A 20,715-nucleotide genomic window follows, 5' to 3' on the forward strand; every position below is an offset into this window, starting at 1 on the left:
GATCCGCAGCACGGCCGGGCCGGGCGGGAGGTCCCCCCTCCGGCGCCCGCCGCGGCGGCGCGGGACATGGTGCGGGCGCCGGTACGCATCGCGGACGTTGCGGCGGCCGGGCTGGTGCGGCCCGGTGACCGGGTGGACATCCTCGCGGCGGCACGCGTGGTGGCCCGCGGGGCGCCCGTGGTGGCCGTGCCCTCCCCCGCCGACGGCGTCCCGGGTGGCGGGGCGACGAGCGTGGACGGGGGCGGGGGCGGGGGCGGTGCGCTCATCGTGCTGTCGGTCCCGCGCCGGACGGCGGCCGCGTTGTCCGGCGCCGCGGCCACCTCGCCCCTGGCGGTGGCACTGCGCTAGCCGCACTCCGTGAGAAAGGCAACCGGCGGGGAGGCCCGTGGCGCCACCCCTTACTCTCGGAGGCCGAACCGCTCACCCACCTCCGTCACCGCCGGCCCCCACGCCGGCGGCGCCCGGCGGACACCACCAGGCCCCACGGGTCCCCCGGGCCGAACTGCACGGTCGTTCTTCGAAAGGAAATCGTCCCTTGAAGGGCTTCAAAGCCTTCCTGCTGCGTGGCAACGTCGTCGAGCTCGCTGTGGCGGTCGTCGTCGGCGCCGCGTTCAGCAAGATCGTCGACGCGTTCGTGAAGGGCCTCATCAATCCGGTGATCGGTGCCATCGGCACCAAGAACCTCGACGGCTACACCCTCTGCATCGAGTCGCCCTGCACCGTCGTCAACGGCGAGCTCACAAAGGGTGTGGGCCTCCTCTGGGGCGCGGTCGCCGGCGCGGCACTGACGTTCCTCATCACGGCTGCGGTCGTGTACTTCCTGCTGATCCTGCCGATGAACAAGCTCAACGAGCGGCGCAAGGAGGGCAAGGAAGCAGCGGTGGCCGGCCCGACGGAGCTGGAGCTGCTGACCGAGATACGCGACCTGCTGGCCCGCCAGCAGCAGGGCCACGGCGGCGGCCCCGGCATCCCCTCCCCCTACGGCCACAGCGGTACCAACCGGACGCATCCGTAGCGACCGTCCGCCTCAGATGTGGTGCGGGGGCTTCTCGTCGAGGAAGCGCGCGAGATCTCCCGCACCACCCTGGCCGGGGCGCTCGCCCCACCCGGTGTCGGTGTCATCGGACGACTGCCGGTCCAGCGGGTCGTCGAAGACCAGCGCCGGCACGTGCTCGCGCGGCGCATGCGGGGCCGGGGCCGCGGCGGGCCCCGTAGCGGGGTCGGAGGTGCTGCTCATGCCGTCAAGGGTACGGGGCCGTCCACACGCCCGGCCGCGACGAAGGCCCGGCCGTACGCACGCGGGCGACGCACGACCGGGCCGGCCGGGGAAAGGGTCGAGCCCCGGCACAGGGGGGTGGCGCCGGGGCTCGAGTCTGTGGTGGAGCGGGCGCCTGCGGCGGCGCCCGCCTGACGTCAGGCCGCCTCGATGGACAGCCCGGTTGCGCGCGCCATGCGCTTGAGGTCCGCCAGCGCGTGCTTCTCGATCTGCCGGATCCGCTCACGCGTCAGCCCGTGCTGCTTGCCGACCTCGGTCAGCGTGCGCTCACGGCCGTCCACGATCCCGTACCGCGCCCGGATGATGGACGCCGTCCGGTCGTCGAGCCGGTCGATCAGATCCTCCAGTTCCTCACGCCGCAGCATGACGAGTACGGAGTCCTCCGGCGAAGCCGCCGACGTGTCCTCGACGAGATCGCCGAACTGGGTCTCGCCCTCGTCATCCACCGACATGTTCAGGCTCACGGGGTCGCGCGCCCAGTCCAGGACGTCGGAGATCCGTTCCGGGGTGGAGCCGAGCTCGGCCGCGATCTCCGCGGGCTCCGGGTCGCGCCCGTGCTCGCGGTTGAACTCGCGCTGCACCCGGCGCACCCGCCCCAGCTCCTCCACCAGGTGGACGGGGAGCCGGATGGTGCGCGACTGGTCCGCGATGGACCGGGTGATCGCCTGACGGATCCACCACGTCGCGTACGTGGAGAACTTGAAGCCCTTGGTGTAGTCGAACTTCTCGACGGCGCGTACCAGGCCTGCGTTGCCTTCCTGGATGAGGTCGAGCAGCGGCAGGCCGCTGCGCGGATAGCGTCGCGCGACGGCGACGACCAGGCGCAGGTTGGAACGGATGAAGACGTCCTTGGCCCGCGCACCCGCGGCGGCTATCGTCTCCAGTTCCTCTCGGTCGGCGTCCGCTCCCTGACCCAGCTCCTCGCCCGCGAGGAGCTGCTCGGCGTAGACGCCGGCCTCGATCGCCCTGGAAAGCTCGACTTCCTGCGCGGCGTCGAGCAGCGGCGTGCGCGCGATCTCGTCGAGGTACATGCCGACGAGGTCGCGGTCGGCCATCTCGCCGTGGCCTGCGCGAGCGCTGCTGTTCCCGCCGGTGGTGCTGCGGGCGACGGCACGGGTTGCCATGCGTGCTCCCTTGCGAAGGTTCGGTCGGGTGTCGGATCGAGTGAGCTGCCCCTCCAGCAGCTTCACGCGTGCCTTTCGGCTGCCCACTCGAAAAGAGATAACGACTGGAATCCGGACACAATTCCCAAGCGCCGCCCCGTTTTTTACGATCTTGCAGTACCCTGTCCGGCCACAGCCGGAGGTGGATCATTGCCCGAGTCCGTCGAAGTGCAGGTCAGGCCGGGTGGGGAAGAGGACCTGCAGGCCCTCACCGACCTCTACAACCACTACGTCCGTGAGACACCGGTCACATTCGACCTGGAGCCTTTCTCCCCGGAACAGCGCCGCCCTTGGCTGCTCTCCCACCCGGAAGACGGACCGCACCGCCTTTTGGTTGCCCACGGGACGCAACAGGACGGTACGAACGCACTGCTCGGATACGCCACGAGCAGCCCGTTCCGCCCGAAGGCCGCGTACTCCACCTCCGTGGAGACCTCCGTGTACTGCGCCCCGGAGGCCGGGGGCCGCGGCGTCGGCACCCTGCTCTACACGGCGCTCTTCGAGGCCCTGCTGGGCGAGGACCTGCACCGCGCGTACGCCGGGATCGCGCAGCCCAACGAGGCGTCCGTCCGCCTGCACACCCGCTTCGGCTTCCGTCCGCTGGGCGTCTACCGCGAGGTCGGCCGGAAGTTCGGCCGCTACTGGGACGTCGCCTGGTACGAGAAGGACCTGACCTGAACCGGCGCGCGCTCAGCGCAGCCAGGGAAGGTCCACCGCTCCATTCTGCGGCTGCAGCCCCTCGGCGATGACCCGGCAGATCTCGCCGAGCTGGCGCACCTGCTCCTCCGAGAGCCGGTCGAAGATCGCCCCGCGCACCGCCTCCACATGGCCCGGAGCGGCCGCCGCGAGCGCGGCGAAGCCCTCGTCGGTGAGGACCGCGAGCTGGCCGCGCCGGTCGGAGGGGCAGTTCTCGCGACGGACCCAGCCGTTCTCCTCCAGGCGGGAGATGGCGTGGGAGAGCCGGCTGCGCGTAATCTTCGAGCGTTCGGCCAGCTCCGTCATGCGCATCCGGCGGTCGGGGGTCTCCGAGAGCCACACCAGCAGCGAGTAGTACGCGTGGGGCATCCGCGCGTCGCGCTGGAGCTGCCGGTCGAGTGCGTCCGAGATCAACTGGGTGGACGCCATGTACGCGCGCCAGGCGCGCTGCTCCTCCTCGCTCAGCCAGCGGGGTTCGGGGGCTCTCGTCGTCATCCTCCCAGCCTACGAATTCGACCTTGAACTTTCAAGCAATCGCCGGTACGTTCCCCCTTGCCAGCTTGAAACTTCAAGGAACTCTTCAGGCGAGGGAGCCGTATGACGACCCCGACCGCACCGGACGCAGCCCCCGCCCCATCGCGCGCGGCCATCCGCACCCGGGTGCGGATCCCCCTGACCTTCCCCGACGGCTGGACGACCCCGGCCGACGTCTTCACCTTCACCGGCCTCGCCGACGGCAAGGAGCACCTCGCGCTCGGCCTCGGCCCTCACGAGGGCGTGACGTCCCCACTGGTCCGCCCCCACTCCGAGTGCCTGACGGGCGACGTCTTCGGCTCCGCGCGCTGCGACTGCGGCCCCCAGCTGCGCGAGGCCGTGCAGCGCATCGCCGAGACCGGCGGCTACCTGCTCTACCTGCGCCAGGAAGGCCGCGGCATCGGCCTGTACGCCAAGCTCGACGCGTACGCCCTCCAGGACGAGGGCCTGGACACCTACGCCGCCAACCGCGCCCTCGGCCGCCTCGACGACGAACGCGACTACACCGCCGCCGCCCAGATGCTCGGCGCCCTCGGCGTCGACGCCGTGCGCCTGCTCAGCAACAACCCCGACAAGGCGGCGCAGCTGTCCGCGCTGGGCGTCACGATCACCGAGCGGGTTCCGACCGGGGTCCACCTGTCCGAGGACAACGTGCGCTACCTGCGCGCCAAGGCCGAGCACACCCACCACACCCTCGACCTCCCGGCCTGAGGAGGCCCCATGCGCATGCCCGCCCTGTACCTCTCGCACGGCGCCCCGCCGCTCGCCGACGACCCGGTGTGGCCCGGCGAACTGGCCGCCTGGTCCGCCGGGCTCCCCCGCCCCACGGCGGTCCTCATGGTCTCCGCGCACTGGGAGGAGGCCCCGCTCGCCCTCGGCGCCACCACCACGGTCCCGCTCGTGTACGACTTCTGGGGCTTCCCCCGCCACTACTACGAGGTGCGGTACGCGGCCCCGGGCGCGCCCGCGCTGGCCGACTCCGTGCGCAAGCTGCTGCGCGGCGCGGGCACTCCCGTTCAGGACATCCCCGACCGCGGCCTGGACCACGGGGCGTACGTCCCGCTCGTGGAGATGTACCCGGACGCCGACGTCCCCGTGCTGCAGGTCTCGATGCCCACCCTCGACCCGCGGGAGCTCATGGACATCGGGCGCAGGCTCGCCCCGCTGCGCGACGAGGGCGTGCTGATCGTCGGCAGCGGCTTCTTCACCCACAACCTGGCCGCGCTGCGGCACGCCGGCGGGGTGCCGGGCTGGTCGGCGGAGTTCGACGACTGGGGGCACCGCGCGCTGGACGGGCAGGACGTGGACGCCCTGCTGGACTTCGAGCACAAGTCCCCCGCCGGGCGGCTCGCCCACCCCAGGACCGAGCACTTCGCACCGCTCTTCGTCACGATGGGCGCGGCCGAGGACGACCTCGGCACCCAGCGCAGCGTCATCGACGGCTTCTGGATGGGCCTGGCCAAACGGTCCGTGCAGTTCGGCCGGTAGTCTCCGCAACGCGAAGGGCCCCGCTTCCTCCCATGAAGCGGGGCCCTTCGCCGTACTCGCCGTCTCCGGCGTGCCGTCGTCGTCGACGCGTCCGTCAGTGGGCGATCACCGGGACGGCGACCTCCTCGGCGCCCTCGGCGTCCTTGCTGCCGGACGCCGCCACCACACCGCCGCCACCGCTGGTGGTGATGAAGGTGAAGGCGATGATCGCGGACAGGGCCAGGATGCCGACCGCCCACCAGATGGCGGTGGAGTAGCCGTGCACGGCCGCGGCGTTGACGAAGCCCTGCTTGCCGAGCGTACGGGCCTCGGCAGCGTGTGCGGCGACCCACGTGGTGGTGGCGCTGGCCGCGATGGTGTTCAGCAGCGCCGTGCCGATGGCACCGCCGACCTGCTGCGAGGTGTTGACCATGGCGGAGGCGACACCCGCGTCACGCGGCTCGACACCGTGCGTGGCCAGGCTCATGGCCGGCATGAAGGCCGTACCCATGCCGAGGCCGAGCAGGATCTCGGCCGGCAGGACCAGGCCCGCGTACGAGCTGTCGACCGACAGCTGGGTCAGCAGCAGCATGCCCAGACCCGCCACCAGGAAGCCCGGGGTCATCAGCAGGCGCGGACGCACGCGGGTCATCAGACGCGCGCCGATCTGCGTGGAACCGGCGATCATGCCCGCGATCATCGGGAGGAAGGCGAAGCCGGTCTTCAGCGCGGAGTAGCCCTGGACGACCTGCAGGTAGTAGGTGAGGAAGAGGAACAGGCCGAACATCGCGATGATGGCCAGACCCAGCGAGAGGTAGACGCCACCGCGGTTGCGGTCGGTCACCACGCGCAGCGGCAGCAGCGGGGCCTTCACGCGGGCCTCGACGACCACGAACGCGACCAGCAGCACGACCGAGGCCACGAACAGGCCGATCGTGGTGCCCTCGCTCCAGCCGTGGGTCTCGGCGCGGGTGAAGCCGTAGACGAGCGAGACAAGACCGGCGGTGGCCAGCACGACGCCGGGGATGTCCAGGCCGCTGCTGTTGCGGCTGCCGACGGGCTCGTGGACGAAGCGCATGGCACCGAACGCGGCGACGGCGGCGAAGGGGATGTTGACGAAGAACGTCCAGCGCCAGTCCAGGTACTCGGTGAGCACACCACCGAGGATCAGGCCGACGGCACCGCCACCACCGGCGATGGCGCCGTAGATGCCGAACGCCTTGGCGCGCTCCTTGGCCTCGGTGAACATCACCGCGAGGAGCGACAGCGCGGCCGGCGCGAGCAGCGCGCCGAAGGCACCCTGCAGCGCGCGGGCACCGAAGAGCACCCCCTCGTTGGCCGCGGCGCCGCCGATCGCGGAGGCGGCCGCGAAGCCGATCAGGCCGGTGACGAAGGTGCGGCGGCGGCCCCACAGGTCGGCGATGCGTCCGCCGAAGAGCAGCAGGCCGCCGAAGACCAGCGCGTAGGCCGTGATGACCCACTGCTTGTTGGCGTCGGAGATGCCCAGGTCGGTCTGGGCGGAGGGCAGGGCGATGTTCACGATGGTGCCGTCGAGGACGACCATCAGCTGGGCTATCGCGATGAAGGCCAGCGCCTTCCAGCGCTGGGCGTGTGCCAGATCAGGCATGGATGAACTCACTAACGGGACGAAGAGATGACGACATTGAAGACGAAGAGGACATACGGTACGTAACGGAAATGTTGTGGGCGAGTGAATTACGCGGGGGCGCCCGTTCGGCAGGCGGAACTCAGCGACATTGCCGAAGGTCCTCGAAAGTGGCGGAGTCACCCGGGAGTTCGGAGCGCGCCGGCGCCTCCAGGCCGTCCACGAACAACTGCAGATGACGGCGGATGAAGCGCTCCATGCTGCCGCAGTGCTTACCGGGCAGCGGCCGCGTCAGCTGGCTGACGGCCACCATCACGTCGCCGACGTCGATGTCGGCGCGGAGCCGTCCGGACCGCCGCCCGGCGGCCATCAGCTCCTCGATCGCGTGCTCCAAGCGTATGCGGCTCTCCTCGAGCCGCGGGTCCCCCTTGCCGAATCCGGTGGAGAGCATCGGGCACAGCGCGCCCACGCGCTCGTCGGCCGCCTCGTGCACGAAGCGGCGCAGCGCGTCGAAGGCGTCCGGCTCCTGCGCCAGTGCCTCCTCGGCCCGCCGGGTGATCCTGTCCGTCACCGACAGGGCCACCTGGAGCGCGAGCTCCTGGCGGTCCGCGAAGTGCCGGTAGACGGTGGCGTTGCCCACACCTGCCCGCTTGGCTATCTCGTCGAGCGGGGCGTCGGTACCGTGCTCGAGGAGCACCTCGCGGGCGGCGACGATGATCCGCTCGCGGTTGCGCGTGGCGTCCGCGCGGAGCTTCGTGGCGACGACTGCCATAACGGGTACTCCTCTCTGTCTCTCGGTGGCGCTCGGTTCCGGGGAGCGAGTCCCCGTTTGTGCGACGTAGGTGTAAACGGGGAGCCGTTCCCCGGATATTTCAGGGCCGCTTGTGAGCTGAGTCACAATCAATGCGGGTGGCTCCGGCAGCCCTTGAGGGGCCTCCCGGGCCGTCCGGTCCCCGCACGCACGGGAAGGGCCCCGGACGCTACCGCGCGTCCGGGGCCCTTCCGCTCCTGCCGATGCCTGCTCCGCTTACTCCACGACGAGCTCGACCGGGATGTTGCCCCGGGTCGCCTTGGAGTAGGGGCAGACCTGGTGGGCCTGCTCGATCAGGGTGCGGCCGGTCTCGTTCTCCAGCTCCGACGGCAGCTCGGCGCGGAGCACGACCGCCAGACCGAAGCTCGTGTCGTCCTTGCCGATGGTCACCTCGGCGGTCACGGAGATCTCGCTGGTGTCCACCTTCGCCTGCCGCCCGACCAGGGCGAGGGCGCTGGCGAAGCACGCGGCGTAGCCGGCGGCGAAGAGCTGCTCGGGGTTGGTGCCCTGTCCGTTGCCGCCGAGCGCCGGCGGCATGGCCAGCGCCAGGTCGAGCTGGCCGTCGGAGCTGACGGCGCGCCCGTCACGGCCGTTGGCGGTGGCGACAGCGGTGTACAGCGCGTCCATGGAACGTCCTCTTTCGATCGGTTGCGATCTCGTTGACGACCAGTAGAGCACACAACTGAGTTGCACACAACTAAAACGTGGACGGTCGGGCTACCCTGGACCCATGACCGCCACCGCGCCCGCCCATGCCGGGGACCACCTCCGGCTCGAGAACCAGATCTGCTTCTCCCTGCACGCCGCCTCGCGCGCCTTCGGCGGCGTCTACCGCGTCGTACTCAAGGACCTCGGCCTCACCTACCCCCAGTACCTGGTGATGCTCGTGCTCTGGGAACACGGCGCCCTGCCGGTCAAGAAGATCGGCGAGCACCTGCGCCTCGACTCCGGCACCCTCTCCCCCCTCCTCAAGCGCCTCGAGGCCACCGGCCTCGTACGCCGCGAGCGCTCCACCGACGACGAGCGCTCCGTCACCGTCCACCTCACCGACGCCGGCACCGCGCTGCACGCCAAGGCCCTCCAGATCCCGCGCCGCATCTCCGCCGCCACCGGCCTCGACCTGGAGGAGATCAACGACCTCCGCGCCCGCGTCGACCGCCTCACCGCCGCCCTCACCGCCGCCGACCTCGACGACGGCCCGCCCTGCGGCTGACGCCCCTCGCGCAGCGCCACACACCCCCGGCACCCGGCGCAATCGCCGGCACACCCCTGACCCTCATCCGCTAGGCTGTCCCACGCCTCCGCCTCAGTAGCTCAGGGGATAGAGCACCGCTCTCCTAAAGCGGGTGTCGCAGGTTCGAATCCTGCCTGGGGCACAAGGGAAAAGGCCCGCACCGATCATGGTGCGGGCCTTTTTGACGGCAGGCTTAGACCGCAACCGGGTCTCAGGCGCCCGGCAGTCGGCGCTTGAGCAGGCGGTCCATGTGGCTGATGGCTTCGCGCTGGGTGTCGTGCACGACGTGGGTATGGACGTCCATCGTGATGCTGATCTGGCTGTGCCCCAGGATCTCCATGATGACCCGGGGCGCGACGCCGTCAGCCGTCAGCCGTCAGCCGTCAGCAGCCGTGCCGGTCATCGTGCAGCCGGACCACCCGCAGCCCTGCTTAGGCGGCAACTCGGGTGAAGGACCGGTAGACGTTACGCGGCTCCACCGGGCGGCCGTTCCTCGTCGCGAAGATGTGCCTGGCCTCGGACCAGGCGACGCCCGTGCGCGTGAACGCCTCGCGCTGCCGGAGACGGTGCCAGCGCAGCGGCGCGATGCACAGGGCCGGCATCGGGACGACCCGGCTGCGGCGGCTCTTGGGGTCGTCGTCGTACAGCGTTCCCCGGCGGCGCTGGGTCTGCTGGCGCACGTGGAGCACGCGGTTGTCCAGGTTCACGTCCGACCAGCGCAGGCCCACCAGCTCCCCGCGGCGCAGCCCCATGCAGATGGCCAGCACGAATGCGGCGTACAGCGGGTCCGTGCGCGCGGCTTCCAGGAACGTCAGCGTTTCCTGTAGGGACCATGGGCGGATCTCCCGTTGCTTCATGCGGGGCGGCTCCACCAGCGCCGCGACGTTCCGTGTGATCAGCTCCTCTCGCACTGCTGCCGTCAGCGCGGTGCGCAGCACCCGGTGTGCTTCTTTCGCGGTCGCTGCGGTCTGCTCGTTCTGCACCCGGGTGATGAAGCGGCGCACGTCAGCGACGCTCAGCGACTCCAGCCGCTTCGTGCCCAGCAGAGGGATCAGGTACAGACGCACGTGCGCCTCGTACTTGTCGTACGTGCTGAGCTTGCGGCGCGCCTGGACGAACTGCTCCAGCCAGTAGGGCAGCCACTCGGAGAGCTTCGCGGAGCGCGTGGGTGTCGGGATGCCCTGGCGATCACGCCGGACCAGCTCCTGACGCTTGGTGTCGCACCCCTCCCACGTGTTGCCGTAGACGGTCTTGCGCTTACGGGTGCCGTCCGTCTGGCACGCGAACGTCTCCTCGGCCCAGGACTTCCTGAGCTGGTACGAACGCTGGCTCAACCACATGCGGGACGGTATGGACAACCCCGCGCTGGGCCTCATCTCCCCGTCGACCGTCGCAAGCGCCCCCCGGACCACGGCCCGGAGACTTCGGTGACCGTACGCCGCAGAGGGCTGAGCGGCGTCGTCCCGCGAGGCGAACATCGTCGCGGGGCCGTCTGTGGGCCGTACGAGGGCGCCCAGGGGTGGCCAACGCTGACAAGCATTGGCGGGGCGATCGCAGGCCACGGGGGTGCTCGCCCAGGCAATCCCAGGTCAACGGAAGCCCGATTCACTTCCTGCGCAACAAGATTGGGAATGGGAGGACTACCGCTCCGAGGTCACGGCGTTCGAGCTCCGCACGAACCTCCGAACCTGTAGCTACAAGAGGTTTTCCTCGTGTAACGCAATCTGGGCCGGCAGCGCGATGCTGTCGGCCTGGCGTCGTCTCATTCGCCCCGGGCCGTCTGGGCAGGGACAAGCCCGCCCGAGTTGCCCGCAAGCGTACGGCCCCCTGATCATGCGCAGCCCCAGCCCAGCGAGGCCACCGGCCATACCGCTCCGCCTTCCTCGTCCCCGTCAACGCGAGTAATCCCGGGAAGATGACCAACGGCATGAAGTGTCGCCATACTTGCCCTCTCACGAGGTGGGGAGCACATGACCAACAGTCCACAGATCTCCGAGCTCACGAAGAGTGCGAAGATCACCAGCACATAGTCGTCGAGCACGTCGGCGGGCGCGAAGAGAGGCCCGCCGGCCACTGGACTCCGTGGTGCTGGTCTTGGCGTCTCGTCTGACTGCTGTCCTGCCGGATGCGTGCCAGATCGAGCGGCGAACCATGGCCAACGCCGGGCATCGCATGACCCTCTTACACGGGCAACAGCGGGCCATCTGCCCAGGTCGCCTCTCCCACTCCGCATCACTCAGATCACCCCGCCCCATACCCGTATCTAAGACTCGGACACGAAGCAGTCAGATGACCCACCGGACAAGTCCTAGCTATTCATCTGAGGAAGCGCCTTCCGCCAGCGGACGAAAGGTTTGAGCACGCCACGGAAAAACAGGTAATCGGGCGTCTCCTGAATCGAGTCCCATCCTTGGTAAAGGTTTACGTTGGAGATGTGCGGCGCTTCGGCCCGCAGGCTGTCCAGGTGATCGAGAACGGAAGACCCCATACTCGTGTCGCCGACGAACTGCCAGAAGACGTGCTCGCCGGATGCCTCTTCGAGCTCATCGGCCAACCCGGGACCCTCCGAGTGGAGTCCCCACACGAAGAACAACACGAGGGTCGGTACCTCCTCCGCACGGATGCTTCGCGCGATTCCCCTGATCGCCTCAGCTGCGTCCTCGGGGCCGAAGAGCTCATAGCGGGCCGTGCGCTGGGTGAGCAGGTTGCCCCGCGCAGCATCGTGAGAGAGCAGAGGTTCGCGTGGGAGGACCGCCCAGTCCTCGATCCACCCCGCGGCTTGAGGCAACCGGAGCTCAGGAAGGCGATGCGGCCGTGATGTGTACATCCAGGCATCGACGCCTGCCCCTGGAGCCAGGAAGTCGCCCAAGGTGGCGACTCTGCGGGCCATGTCGGCGATGACTCCGGCCTCGAACGGATAACGGTGTGCCCCAGGTAGGGCTAGCACGACGCGAGTCGAATGTCGCTTCGTCCCGCTGATCCGGACGGCTATGGACGCTGAGTAAATCCCTTTGCGGGTCACCCGCGCACCCTATTCGACCGCTCCGACGGCAAGAACAGCGTCTGCTGGAGCAAGGCGCAGACGGCAGTGACGGCAACGGGGACAGACGGTCGCAGTACCCCGTAGCCTGCCACGGCCGTGATTCACGTCGTGCCGGCCCTGCCAGCGGACTGTGCCCGCATCTTCAAAGCTCAGGTTCCAGCCGTTGTCGGGGCACTGGCTCCGTAGATCCTGACGGCAGAAGATGACGGCAACAGAGCCGTACAAACGCGGACCCCGGCGGTTTCGGGAGGCTTGCCCTGAGCTGGAGCAGTGCCCACACGGGCGCGCCTGTGGCTGTGAACGAACTCCTGAAACGGGTGTCGCAGGTTCGAATCCTGCCTGGGGCACATGACGAAGAGCCAGTTCAGGGGCTTGATCCCCGGAACTGACCCTTTCTCGTGACCACGGCGATGCCACATCCGTGCCACGACGTCCACTACGAGTCCACGTCACCTCGCGCCTTGCGGATCAGCGACCCGAGCCGATCGGCGATCTCGGCCGTTGCCACGTGCTGATAGATCAGCGCGGAGCGCGGAGTGCTGTGGCCCATCCTGGTCATCAGGTCCCGCAGGCTCGCGCCGGAGGCGGCCACGGTGTTCCCCGTATGTCGAAGATCGTGGAAGTGCACGTCTGCCGTGATGCCCGCCTTGGAGCGCGCGCGGATCCAGTCGTCCCGGAAGTTGCTCCGCCGCAACTGCCCACCCCGGGGGGCCGAGAAAGACGTGACCGTCCCGGCCGGGCCCGGCGTAGGTGTCGAGGTGCCGCTTAACGTCCGGCAGCAGTTCGCTCGGGAAGCCAGGTGGATCGGTTCGGCGCAGCCCCCAGTGCGCTGCACCTGTTCGTGCAAGCGCTCGAACCCGGGGCCGTTGGCGACCCGCAGCGCGTCGACCAGGGTCAGCGGATCGGTGCCGCAGGCACCGCGGCGTCAGCCACGGCCGCCGGCGCAACCTGCGTCAAGCTGGAGATATGTCCGAGACTTCACTCAGCCTGAGCCGCTACGACGGACCTGCCACGGTTGGCGGCATCGACTTCGCCGAGGTCCACCTCAGGGAGCACGCCAGCACCGAAAGTCGCGAGTCCCGTACGGGCTGGAAGGGGACCGTTGAGGCCGCCCGCAGCGAGGCACCTGGCATCAGCCCAGAGTGGGCGCTGAAGCCGGGACCGCTGGAGGTACGCCTGCCAACCGGCAGGGTCGGCAGCGCCAACATCCGTAGCCTCTCACTCACGTACGGCGACTTCTGGGTTGTCGAGCTGCTCGGTGTGGGCCCGTCTCCCATGGCCAAGTGAGCGTCGCCGGTCTACTACACGCTCGGTCTTGCGGCGCTGCCCGGTCTCACGACCTTGAGGTCGCGGAGCGGGCCCGTTAGCTCCACACCTGCCAGCGGGACCGTGCCATTGTCAGGGCAGGAATTCGTAGAACGGGCGGCCAGGCGCACGGTTGCGAGAACACACGGTCACGTCCTCACCCCTGAGGTAAGCCAACAGCCACTCCCCGAACGTCATCACGTAGAGAGTCCAGGCCGGGCTGTCAAACTCCTGGACCACGACGCGCCAGGGCGACGAGGGGTCGTCGGGAACGCGAAGGAAAACCGCCTCGCCCGTCGTGGCCGTCGCCACCGGTATCAACTCACCGGGGCTCGCCCCCACCGGACTGGGCAGGAACTCCGCCATGTCCTCCTCACGCCAGAACTCGAGATCCCCCCTGATCTTTTCGCCCAGACTGTGCAGAAGGTGAGCGGCGGGATGCTTCAGATACAACTGCCCGTTGATCTCGATTGAACCGTAGGCGTCGACGATCTCACGGAAGTCCGCAGGAAACTCGATACCAAGTTCCTGCTCCAAGTCCGTCCACGGAGCCGGATCCGACCAGTTGAACCGGGACTCACCCAACAGGGCTTCGATCTCTGCAAGCGTTGCCATCGCCATACCCTTCTGGCACTCCAGCCGTAGATCGCGATCTTGCCAGTGGGCCGACGGGAGGCGGGTCAGACCACAGTACTTGTTACCGATTTCTCTACCTCATCAAGGCACCCAGCGTCGCTCACGCTCCGCCGGGCGCGCGGCCCGCGTCCGGCCGCCGCCCACGCTCCTGCCTCCGTCCCGCTCGGCGCGCCGTCCGCCGCCGCGCGCCCACATAGGTAGGCCCGAGGGCCATGAGGTCAGAGCCGCGGTGACCGGGTCGGCCGGCGCTCCGATGCTTTAGGCAGCCACCATGGGGCGAGCTCGAGGATCGGGGCCCACATCGGGCTATTGCGGGCAGGTCCAGAGACTGCCCGAGTCGCGGGGAGCTTACGGGCCCCGATCTCTCGCCCCATGGCAGCTCCAGCCCAAAGCCTCTCCACACCGGCCTCATGCGAGAGCGCCCTCCCGGCCGTGGCGGGCCGAGAGGGCGCTCAAGTGACGCCAGAACCTCCTACAGCTTGGAGGTTTCAATAGCGAGGACTGGGACGGCCTTATGCCCAGTCAGTGCAGGAGTTGAGGAAGGTGCTCCCTTCGAAGCGAGCAATCTCGACACCCTTCTCGTAGATGCCGTAGCTGCTCTGGGCCGTGGTGGACCACACCTTGGTGGTGCCGTTGCCATCGGCGTTGGTATGCCAGGGCCACGTGAGGGTCTGCCCGGTGTCCGTCTTGGTGAGGTAGCGAACTCGGACGCTGTGGCCATCGGCCGATGTGTCCTTGACCGAGAGAGTCACCTGCACCTCGGCCCTCGGGTCAGAGCCGTTGACGGACACGGACGAGCCAGAAGCGCCCGTAGTCGAGCAGCTGGCGGTCTTGGTCACTGCGGCCGCAGCGCTCGAAGTGGAAGCTGCTCCCACCGTGAGCGCGGTTGCCGCGAAACACACACCCAGGGTGCGGCTGACCATCTTTACGCGGTTCACGTTAACTCCTTTTGGATCTTGAGATGGTGAAGATCAGACCACCGGCAGGGAGCACCAACAAGAACGTTTTCAGACGTGTGTGCTGTCTTGTTCTCGGTTCGGGCGAGTCGGAAGGAGACGGTTGCGGTCGCGTGCCCAGCGCCCCTGGGCCGTGTCTGGGCCGTCCAAGGGCGCTCAAGGGCGACCAAAGGTGACAATAGTTGGCGGGTTGACCGCAGGTCACAGGGCTGGTCGCCTCGGTTATCCCAGGTCGGCGGAAGCCCGATTCACTTCCAGAAGAACTGATTACGCGCCCTTTCGCGCGCTTGCTACTTTTTGGAACCGTGAGCCAGAGTGATGCCCAAGCAGCTGCATTCTTCAGGGACGTCGCACGCGAGCGGACGGTTTGGTTCGTACGTGACGATGCCGGCAGCCCTGCCCCGATGGACTCCAGCGGACGGGGAGCAGCTCCGTGCTGGTCCACGGCCGCGCGCGCGAAACGGCCGCCGAACTCTGGGGTGGAAACCTTCGAGTCGAGTCTCTGACGTTGGACCACTGGCGCAATGCCGGGCTTCCTGACCTGTCCGGCGAACAATTGCTAGTCGGGATCAACTGGACGGGCCCACGGTTGGTGGGATGGAGCTTCACCGTCCCCGAGGTGATCAATCGCCTCACCCACGCGCTCGGCGAATCTTCCCCCGGTCCAGCACCGGCCTCCGGTTAGGCGAGCGACCCGTGAGTGCCCCTCTCAGTGACCGTGCCACATCCGTGCCAGAACGGGAGGGGACTCACGGGGAACCGGGGTGCCGAGGGGTGCGCCTGCCGGACTCTGTTCAAGGTGGGGAATCCACAGGTCACGCCGGTGTTCGCCCCACCTCGCCCCTAAGGCGGTGCTCATATGCCGGTTGGGCCGATTACGGGGCCGGAGGCTTCCAGGCGGTGGACGAGTGCACGCAGGGCCCGGAGTTCGGCGTCCAGTGCCTGCGTGCCTTCGCGGGTGAGGGCGATCCACGTGCGGGGGCGCTTGCCAGCGTAGCCCTTCTCCAAGGTGATCAGGCCTGAGTCCTCCAGCACCTTCAGATGCCGGGACAGGTTTCCGTCGGTGACGGCCAGTTGCTTCTTCAGGAAGCCGAACTCGACCCGGTCGGCTTCGCGAGCGACGGTGAGGATGCCGAGCCGCACGCGCTGGTGGACGGTGTCGTCCAGCGCGTGGGTCGGATGCAGTCCTTCGTGGTTGTCACGCGCGGCGGACGAGTCCTCGACGCTCATGAGGCGACGGTACGCGTACCGGCAGCGTCCGGGGAGGCCCGGCGGCGGACTGCCACCCGCTCCGCCAGACCAGCGAGGAGTAGGACGGCCGCAAGCAGGAGAGCCTTGGCCTGCGGGCCGTCGGTCCAGCCGGGGTGGGTGGGGTGCTCCCAGGGGAGCCACCCGCTGCCCCAGGAGGCTCCCAGGTAGGCCGTGAGGACCACGGCGTGAGCAGTGCCGGCCGCTGCGGCGATCCAGCTGCGTTCGGCCATGCCGAGGGCGAGGAGTCCGATGCCGACCAGGTACCACGGGGAGGCGTAGCTGTTCTCCAGCAGTGCGGCCTCCCACGGTTGGTTCCTGCCGAACAGCAGCATGACCAGGGCCGTCGTGATCGCCGCGGTGGCTGTGACGGTTGCGCGAATCCACACAGCGCGGCGCGGGACGATGCCGCGAGTCTCGCCACGCAGGCGATACCAGCGGGCGAAGACGAACCATGCCAGGGGGAGGAGCGCGAACCAGACGCCCCAGGCCGCGAAGCGCAGGACGGCGCCGTCGAACTCGCCTTTCAAGCAGGGAGTTCCCGGCTCATGCACGACGCACAGGCCAGTCAGCTCGGCGTAGGCGAAGGCTGGATAGGACCCGATGTAGCGCCCGTGGGCCCCAAAGTTGAAGGCGTACCGGGCGACCGGAGTGGCCGCCAGCGCCAGGAGACCGAAGCCGAGGAGGGGGACCCACGAGCCGTTCAACTGCGTCCGGGTCCTGGCCCGCAGGCCTTCCGTCGCGGCCAACAGGCCGGCCGCCCGCGTCCTCGTTTCGGATTCCGCGCTGCTCGGTGTGGGTGCTCCCATGATGTCCCCCGCTAGTCGCGCTTCAGCAGCGCTGGAAATCGGATTGCCAGCCGGCCACCCGCCACTCACTAACTTTGTGATGCAAAGTACATGGCAGTCAAGAGCAAGCGTCATACCGTCCGTTCCCAGGCGAGCCCCCTGGGGATCAGCCACGGTCACTGCGGCCAACCGGCCAGTCCCATAGAGCCTCCATCCCGCGGGAGGTTCGGGATGTAATCCACAAGTCGACTCGATTGCATCTTTGAGGCCGAGGCAGAACGACCGCGCGTTGATCGCGAACAGCGCGCCCAATCCGTCCTTACCGACGCGCGTTCAGCGCGTTCTGCCGTGCCCAATGCATGCCCGATCGGGGCGGTAACCGACAGTCGATCAGGGGCCACCGCGAACCCCCGCAACGGCATCTTGAGCCACCAGACCTGGCGGGTCAGGATCTGTTTGGTGTTCGTCCAACCTTGCGATTCCCAAGCTCAGAGTGCGGCGCCCAGTAGCCCATCGCAGCAGCGATCGGCGTCGGTCGGTGATCTCTCGGTCTCGGCCGTTGACCATGCTGATAGATCAGCGCACGCGGAGTGCTGTGGCCCATCCTGGTCATCAGCTCCCGCAGGCTCACGCCGGAGGCGGCCAGGGTGTTCCCCGTGTGTCGAAGATCGTGAAAGTGCACGTCCGCCGTGCCCGACCTGGACCGCGCGCGGATCCAGTCGTCGCGGATGTTGCTCCGCCGCACCTGCCCACCCCCGGGGACCGAGGGAGACGTGACCGTCCCGGCCGTGCCCGGCGTAGGTGTCGAGGTGCCGCTGAACGTCCGGAAGCAGTTCGCTCGGGAGGGCCACTCATGCCAGCTCCCGCCCACAGCCGCGCCGCCGACCTCGCGCCTCAGCTGCCCGCACTTACCGACCTGCAACCTTGACTGGACGTGATCAAGGCCTGGATAAGATCACGCCCGACACGTACGAGGTTGGGGGCGGGACCTAGGTGAAGCGGCAACTAGTTTCGATCGCTTGCGGTGGAACGGCGGCTCTGGTGCTGCTGGCAGGTTGCAGCAATTCCCACGCTGAGCCGAACCCTGACCGAGCCGCCTCGCCGGCTGCGTCCACAGGCCAGGAGGAGGCTCCCCAGTCGCCCAAGGCAGCAATTGCCGTTCACGTCAAGACGGTCCTGGAGCACCGCCTCACTCCCAATGAGTCGCGGTTCGGTTCAGGCACAGGGTCGCCCTGCTCAACCTCGTCAGCGCGGATGTTCACTGCCGAGTGCCGCTCTGCAGCGGAAGCCACAGGGGCCGATGCATCGTTCGCTCTGGAGCAGATCGAGCACCACGAAGGCTTTGCGACGCTGCGTTCTGTCGCCAACAAGCTCCGGACCGCTGTCGCTAGGTACCAACAGCTTGGCTGCGCCAACAACCCGACCAGCGCATCGACCCGTCACGCCTGCCTTGAGCCTGCGGCCCTCATCGCTCAAGGCTTCCCAGATCTTCGCGATGGCGCCAACCTCGGCCTGGGGGGGCTCTAGGCCACGGTCCGACCGGGCCGTCTCCGGGCCGTCCGGCGGTGCTCAATGACAACCAAGCTGACAACCGCTGACAACCCAACCGCAGGTCAGAGTACCGACCAAGAACGTCTCCCAGGTCAGGTGACCGGAGAATCACTTCCAGGAGAACCGATCCGACTACCTTCGGCAGGGTACGGATGCGTTTCCTGATCAATGCGGACCGGCGCATGGTGGTGGTCTTCGAGCCGGCCGCGGCCGAGTACGTGATGGAGCCGGACAAGGACGTCGTCGTGGAGTGGTTCGGAGACGGCGATGACGGCATGGTCTCCTTTGAAGCTGAGGACTTCGTTGTGCACGCGCCGAGCGGTGGCTACAACAGGGCCTGGGACTCCGAAGGCATAGAGATCTACATAGGGCCTGAATCAGGACCAGACGCACGCTGACGTATCGGGCTGGCCGCATGACAGACTGCCGTCCATGACGCACAGCCGAAAGGGCCATGCCGCGTAGGCGCCCCTCACGCCTCCGGGCGAACAACAGACGCTTTGCTGCCAATCACGGCAGTTACTCAAAGATCAGCCGACTCTCGGGCCCCGCTCAAGCACGAGTCATCGAGTTGGAACGAACCCGGCTCCAGCCCGGCCTGGTAGGGCAAGCTCTCTCCCGTTGGGCAGCCATCGGACAAGCGCCGAAGGACCAGCTTCCCTCACCGTTCAGTGACCGGTGCGGCGTCCCAGACTGCTGCCCTGAGCCCTCAGACGAGCGAGATCTACTGGAGCTGGCGATCTGTGCTCTCCCAAAAAAGACAGCCCGAGAGTTGCGCAGCATCGTGCAGACTCTCGACCTGAAAATCCTCGAAAGACCCGATGGCCTGCCATACGGCGAGCCGACACATTGTTGGTGGCGAGAAGCCTTCTGATCCGATCGTGCCCCATAGCCGAGTTGGTGCTGTTGGGCCTGATCCGCTGTGGCGGACATCCGAGATCTGGGGTTCAGCCCCGGGAGGATGTCCATCATGGAGAGCATGGGGAAGAAGACGCCACGCCCTCGCCGCTCGTTCACGCCGGAGTTCAGGGCCGAGATCGTCGAGCTGTGCCGACGCGGGGACCGCTCGGTCGGCCAGGTCGCCAAGGACTTCGATCTCACCGAGACCGCGGTGCGCGACGGGGTGAAGCAGGCCGAGGTCGGCGCCGGCGAGCGTGACGGCCTGACCAGCAGCGAACGTGAGGAGCTGGCCGCGCTGCGGCAGGAGAACCGGCGGCTGCGGGAGGACGTGGAGGTCCTCAAGCGGGCCACGGCTTTCCCCCTGTCGCTGCACCCCGTGGGCAGTCGGCCCCCTGACCGCTGTGGGTGGTCAGGGGGCCGGTCGGTACTGGTCACGCGGAAGGCGTGGATTCGACGGAACACAGCACGTCCTGGCGGCACTCGGGGAAGCGAGAGGTGCTCCCGACGGCTGATCCGTGCGGGTCAGCCCAGCACGTTCGTCGTCCAGTCGTGCTGGTCCGTCCCGAGCAGGGTGAACCGCTTCAGCCACGCCTTCGGGCCGCCCACCGTGCGGTAGGCGTCCACGCCGTACATCGACTCGGTGCAGAGTTTGAGGCCGCGCTCCCGGACGCAGGTCGGCTTGGGCGGGACGTGCTGGGAGCCTACCGGGGGCGAGCTTTTTGCGGGCTCGGGCAGGTCCGGCTGGACCGTGGTCGTGATGTACCTCCCCCCGACCAGGAAGCTGATGGTGGTCGTCCAGGGCACATGCCTTGCCCAAGGGGTCGGATCCTCCTGGAAGTAGGCCGAGGAAAGCGTGAGTCCCGCGGGCACATCGCTGATCCGGAACGGCAACGGAATCGCCCGGTGAGCCACGACGACCCCTTCCGCGATCCGGTGCAGGATCTCCTGTGCGCCGGTACCTGCCATGTACTCGGCGCTCAGTTCGGCCCAGCGGCCGTCCGCTGTCTGCCAGCGCAGAGTCCACCCGCCGGCGGGCCCCCAGGCGGCCGTCGCACTCTTCCCCACCCAGTACGCGGGGCGGCCGTTGACCGACGGCGCCTCGACCCGGTGCTGCCGCGGGCCTCCCGGGTAGAAGGGCCGCCCGGTCGAGGGCGTGGTCCCCTCGGGGTAGACCTTGAGCCAGAGGATGGGTGCGACCGAACCGCCTTCGGGGACCTTGCCTTGGGCCCGCACGACGGTTTTGCCCTTCTCCGGCAGGTAGCCGAGGGCGTCGATGTTCTTCGGGAGCCAGCCGAAGGACGCCTCCAGGGTCAAGGGGGCGTGGCCTGTGTCCGGGGCGGGGGTGGGAGCGGTCCAGACCCGGCTCGCGGCCGGCGTCGGCCGCTCGGCCCGGTCGACACCAGGCGGCAGGAACGACACCACCGCGGTCGCCGCCACCGCAGCCGCCACCGCACCGAGCGCCGCGAACCGCCTGCGCCGCACCCGGACCCTGCCCTCCCGC

The 20,715-nt window shown here is 68.6% G+C and carries 21 protein-coding genes, 1 tRNA gene and 4 pseudogenes; 11 read left to right on the top strand and 15 right to left on the bottom strand.

Annotation, left to right across the window (positions count from 1 at the left end; translation table 11 throughout):
- Positions 1-348: pseudogene (locus PV410_RS43990) on the top strand (hypothetical protein); the annotation flags it as partial.
- A 187-nt stretch (positions 349-535) separates the two neighbouring features.
- Positions 536-1,015, top strand: coding sequence for a large conductance mechanosensitive channel protein MscL (gene mscL / locus PV410_RS43995; RefSeq protein ID WP_500332295.1), 480 nt, complete (start codon positions 536-538; stop codon positions 1,013-1,015).
- Between the two features lie 12 nt (positions 1,016-1,027).
- On the opposite strand, the gene PV410_RS44000 is transcribed toward mscL, so the two are convergent.
- The gene (locus PV410_RS44000) at positions 1,028-1,237 is read right to left on the bottom strand and encodes a hypothetical protein (RefSeq protein ID WP_500332296.1); all 210 of its coding nucleotides are present in this window, start codon (positions 1,235-1,237) and stop codon (positions 1,028-1,030) included.
- A 176-nt stretch (positions 1,238-1,413) separates the two neighbouring features.
- Positions 1,414-2,400, bottom strand: a complete 987-nt coding sequence (locus PV410_RS44005; protein ID WP_499512340.1) for a sigma-70 family RNA polymerase sigma factor — start codon at positions 2,398-2,400, stop codon at positions 1,414-1,416.
- A gap of 189 nt (positions 2,401-2,589) precedes the next feature.
- Here PV410_RS44005 and PV410_RS44010 point away from each other — a divergent pair, with 189 nt between their 5' ends.
- On the top strand, positions 2,590-3,117 hold the full coding sequence (locus tag PV410_RS44010; RefSeq protein WP_500332297.1) for a GNAT family N-acetyltransferase: 528 nt from the start codon (positions 2,590-2,592) through the stop codon (positions 3,115-3,117).
- 12 nt (positions 3,118-3,129) lie between these two features.
- Here PV410_RS44010 and PV410_RS44015 read toward each other — a convergent pair whose 3' ends face one another.
- On the bottom strand, positions 3,130-3,630 hold the full coding sequence (locus PV410_RS44015) for a MarR family winged helix-turn-helix transcriptional regulator (protein ID WP_499512342.1): 501 nt from the start codon (positions 3,628-3,630) through the stop codon (positions 3,130-3,132).
- A gap of 102 nt (positions 3,631-3,732) precedes the next feature.
- Between PV410_RS44015 and PV410_RS44020 the strand changes: the two genes are divergently transcribed.
- Complete coding sequence (locus PV410_RS44020; RefSeq protein WP_500332298.1) at positions 3,733-4,380, top strand: GTP cyclohydrolase II; 648 nt, start codon at positions 3,733-3,735, stop codon at positions 4,378-4,380.
- A 9-nt stretch (positions 4,381-4,389) separates the two neighbouring features.
- Entirely contained in the window at positions 4,390-5,157 is a 768-nt protein-coding gene (locus PV410_RS44025; protein ID WP_500332299.1) for a dioxygenase family protein, read from the top strand.
- A gap of 94 nt (positions 5,158-5,251) precedes the next feature.
- Here PV410_RS44025 and PV410_RS44030 read toward each other — a convergent pair whose 3' ends face one another.
- The 3 genes from PV410_RS44030 to PV410_RS44040 form a co-directional block, all read right to left on the bottom strand.
- Positions 5,252-6,763: an MFS transporter gene (locus PV410_RS44030; RefSeq protein WP_500332300.1), complete on the bottom strand. Its 1,512-nt coding sequence runs from the start codon at positions 6,761-6,763 to the stop codon at positions 5,252-5,254.
- 121 nt (positions 6,764-6,884) lie between these two features.
- Positions 6,885-7,514 (bottom strand): TetR/AcrR family transcriptional regulator, encoded by a 630-nt coding sequence (locus tag PV410_RS44035; protein ID WP_499512346.1) that lies wholly within the window; start codon positions 7,512-7,514, stop codon positions 6,885-6,887.
- A 255-nt stretch (positions 7,515-7,769) separates the two neighbouring features.
- Positions 7,770-8,180: an organic hydroperoxide resistance protein gene (locus tag PV410_RS44040; RefSeq protein WP_499512347.1), complete on the bottom strand. Its 411-nt coding sequence runs from the start codon at positions 8,178-8,180 to the stop codon at positions 7,770-7,772.
- Between the two features lie 103 nt (positions 8,181-8,283).
- Between PV410_RS44040 and PV410_RS44045 the strand changes: the two genes are divergently transcribed.
- Both PV410_RS44045 and PV410_RS44050 read left to right on the top strand, forming a co-directional pair.
- A complete protein-coding gene (locus PV410_RS44045) occupies positions 8,284-8,766 on the top strand; it encodes a MarR family winged helix-turn-helix transcriptional regulator (RefSeq protein ID WP_500332301.1) in 483 nt (160 codons plus the stop codon).
- Between the two features lie 90 nt (positions 8,767-8,856).
- Positions 8,857-8,929 (top strand) — tRNA-Arg (locus PV410_RS44050).
- 69 nt (positions 8,930-8,998) lie between these two features.
- Here PV410_RS44050 and PV410_RS44055 read toward each other — a convergent pair.
- The 3 genes and pseudogenes from PV410_RS44055 to PV410_RS44065 form a co-directional block, all read right to left on the bottom strand.
- Positions 8,999-10,073 (bottom strand): annotated as a pseudogene (locus PV410_RS44055) (tyrosine-type recombinase/integrase); the annotation flags it as partial.
- 1,022 nt (positions 10,074-11,095) lie between these two features.
- Positions 11,096-11,809: a VWA domain-containing protein gene (locus tag PV410_RS44060; protein ID WP_500332302.1), complete on the bottom strand. Its 714-nt coding sequence runs from the start codon at positions 11,807-11,809 to the stop codon at positions 11,096-11,098.
- A 457-nt stretch (positions 11,810-12,266) separates the two neighbouring features.
- Positions 12,267-12,624 (bottom strand): annotated as a pseudogene (locus PV410_RS44065) (tyrosine-type recombinase/integrase); the annotation flags it as partial.
- Between the two features lie 172 nt (positions 12,625-12,796).
- Between PV410_RS44065 and PV410_RS44070 the strand changes: the two are divergent.
- Positions 12,797-13,117, top strand: a complete 321-nt coding sequence (locus PV410_RS44070) for a hypothetical protein (RefSeq protein WP_500332303.1) — start codon at positions 12,797-12,799, stop codon at positions 13,115-13,117.
- A gap of 111 nt (positions 13,118-13,228) precedes the next feature.
- On the opposite strand, the gene PV410_RS44075 is transcribed toward PV410_RS44070, so the two are convergent.
- Together PV410_RS44075 and PV410_RS44080 are read right to left on the bottom strand one after the other, a co-directional pair.
- Entirely contained in the window at positions 13,229-13,750 is a 522-nt protein-coding gene (locus PV410_RS44075) for an SMI1/KNR4 family protein (RefSeq protein WP_500332304.1), read from the bottom strand.
- 533 nt (positions 13,751-14,283) lie between these two features.
- Positions 14,284-14,709 (bottom strand): hypothetical protein, encoded by a 426-nt coding sequence (locus PV410_RS44080; protein ID WP_500332305.1) that lies wholly within the window; start codon positions 14,707-14,709, stop codon positions 14,284-14,286.
- A gap of 451 nt (positions 14,710-15,160) precedes the next feature.
- Here PV410_RS44080 and PV410_RS44085 point away from each other — a divergent pair, with 451 nt between their 5' ends.
- Entirely contained in the window at positions 15,161-15,412 is a 252-nt protein-coding gene (locus PV410_RS44085) for a DUF2750 domain-containing protein (RefSeq protein WP_500332306.1), read from the top strand.
- A 170-nt stretch (positions 15,413-15,582) separates the two neighbouring features.
- Here the strand turns inward: PV410_RS44085 and PV410_RS44090 are convergent, their stop codons facing one another.
- The 3 genes and pseudogenes from PV410_RS44090 to PV410_RS44100 form a co-directional block, all read right to left on the bottom strand.
- Positions 15,583-15,957: a transcriptional regulator gene (locus tag PV410_RS44090; RefSeq protein WP_500332307.1), complete on the bottom strand. Its 375-nt coding sequence runs from the start codon at positions 15,955-15,957 to the stop codon at positions 15,583-15,585.
- Positions 15,954-16,724, bottom strand: a complete 771-nt coding sequence (locus PV410_RS44095; protein WP_500332308.1) for a hypothetical protein — start codon at positions 16,722-16,724, stop codon at positions 15,954-15,956. Before PV410_RS44095 ends, PV410_RS44090 begins: the two co-directional genes overlap by 4 nt.
- Positions 16,725-17,270: 546 nt before the next feature.
- Positions 17,271-17,614 (bottom strand): annotated as a pseudogene (locus tag PV410_RS44100) (tyrosine-type recombinase/integrase); the annotation flags it as partial.
- 852 nt (positions 17,615-18,466) lie between these two features.
- On the opposite strand from PV410_RS44100, the gene PV410_RS44105 reads away from it, so the two are divergent.
- Both PV410_RS44105 and PV410_RS44110 read left to right on the top strand, forming a co-directional pair.
- Complete coding sequence (locus tag PV410_RS44105) at positions 18,467-18,712, top strand: hypothetical protein (RefSeq protein ID WP_500332309.1); 246 nt, start codon at positions 18,467-18,469, stop codon at positions 18,710-18,712.
- 581 nt (positions 18,713-19,293) lie between these two features.
- Positions 19,294-19,830, top strand: coding sequence for a transposase (locus PV410_RS44110; RefSeq protein WP_500332310.1), 537 nt, complete (start codon positions 19,294-19,296; stop codon positions 19,828-19,830).
- Here the strand turns inward: PV410_RS44110 and PV410_RS44115 are convergent.
- The coding region (locus tag PV410_RS44115; RefSeq protein ID WP_500332311.1) for a hypothetical protein at positions 19,737-20,715 on the bottom strand (979 nt) is incomplete at its 5' end. The two genes, PV410_RS44110 and PV410_RS44115, sit on opposite strands and share 94 nt — an antisense overlap.

It is taken from the genome of Streptomyces sp. PA03-5A (assembly GCF_033792725.1).
In the GTDB taxonomy this organism is placed as follows: domain Bacteria; phylum Actinomycetota; class Actinomycetes; order Streptomycetales; family Streptomycetaceae; genus Actinacidiphila.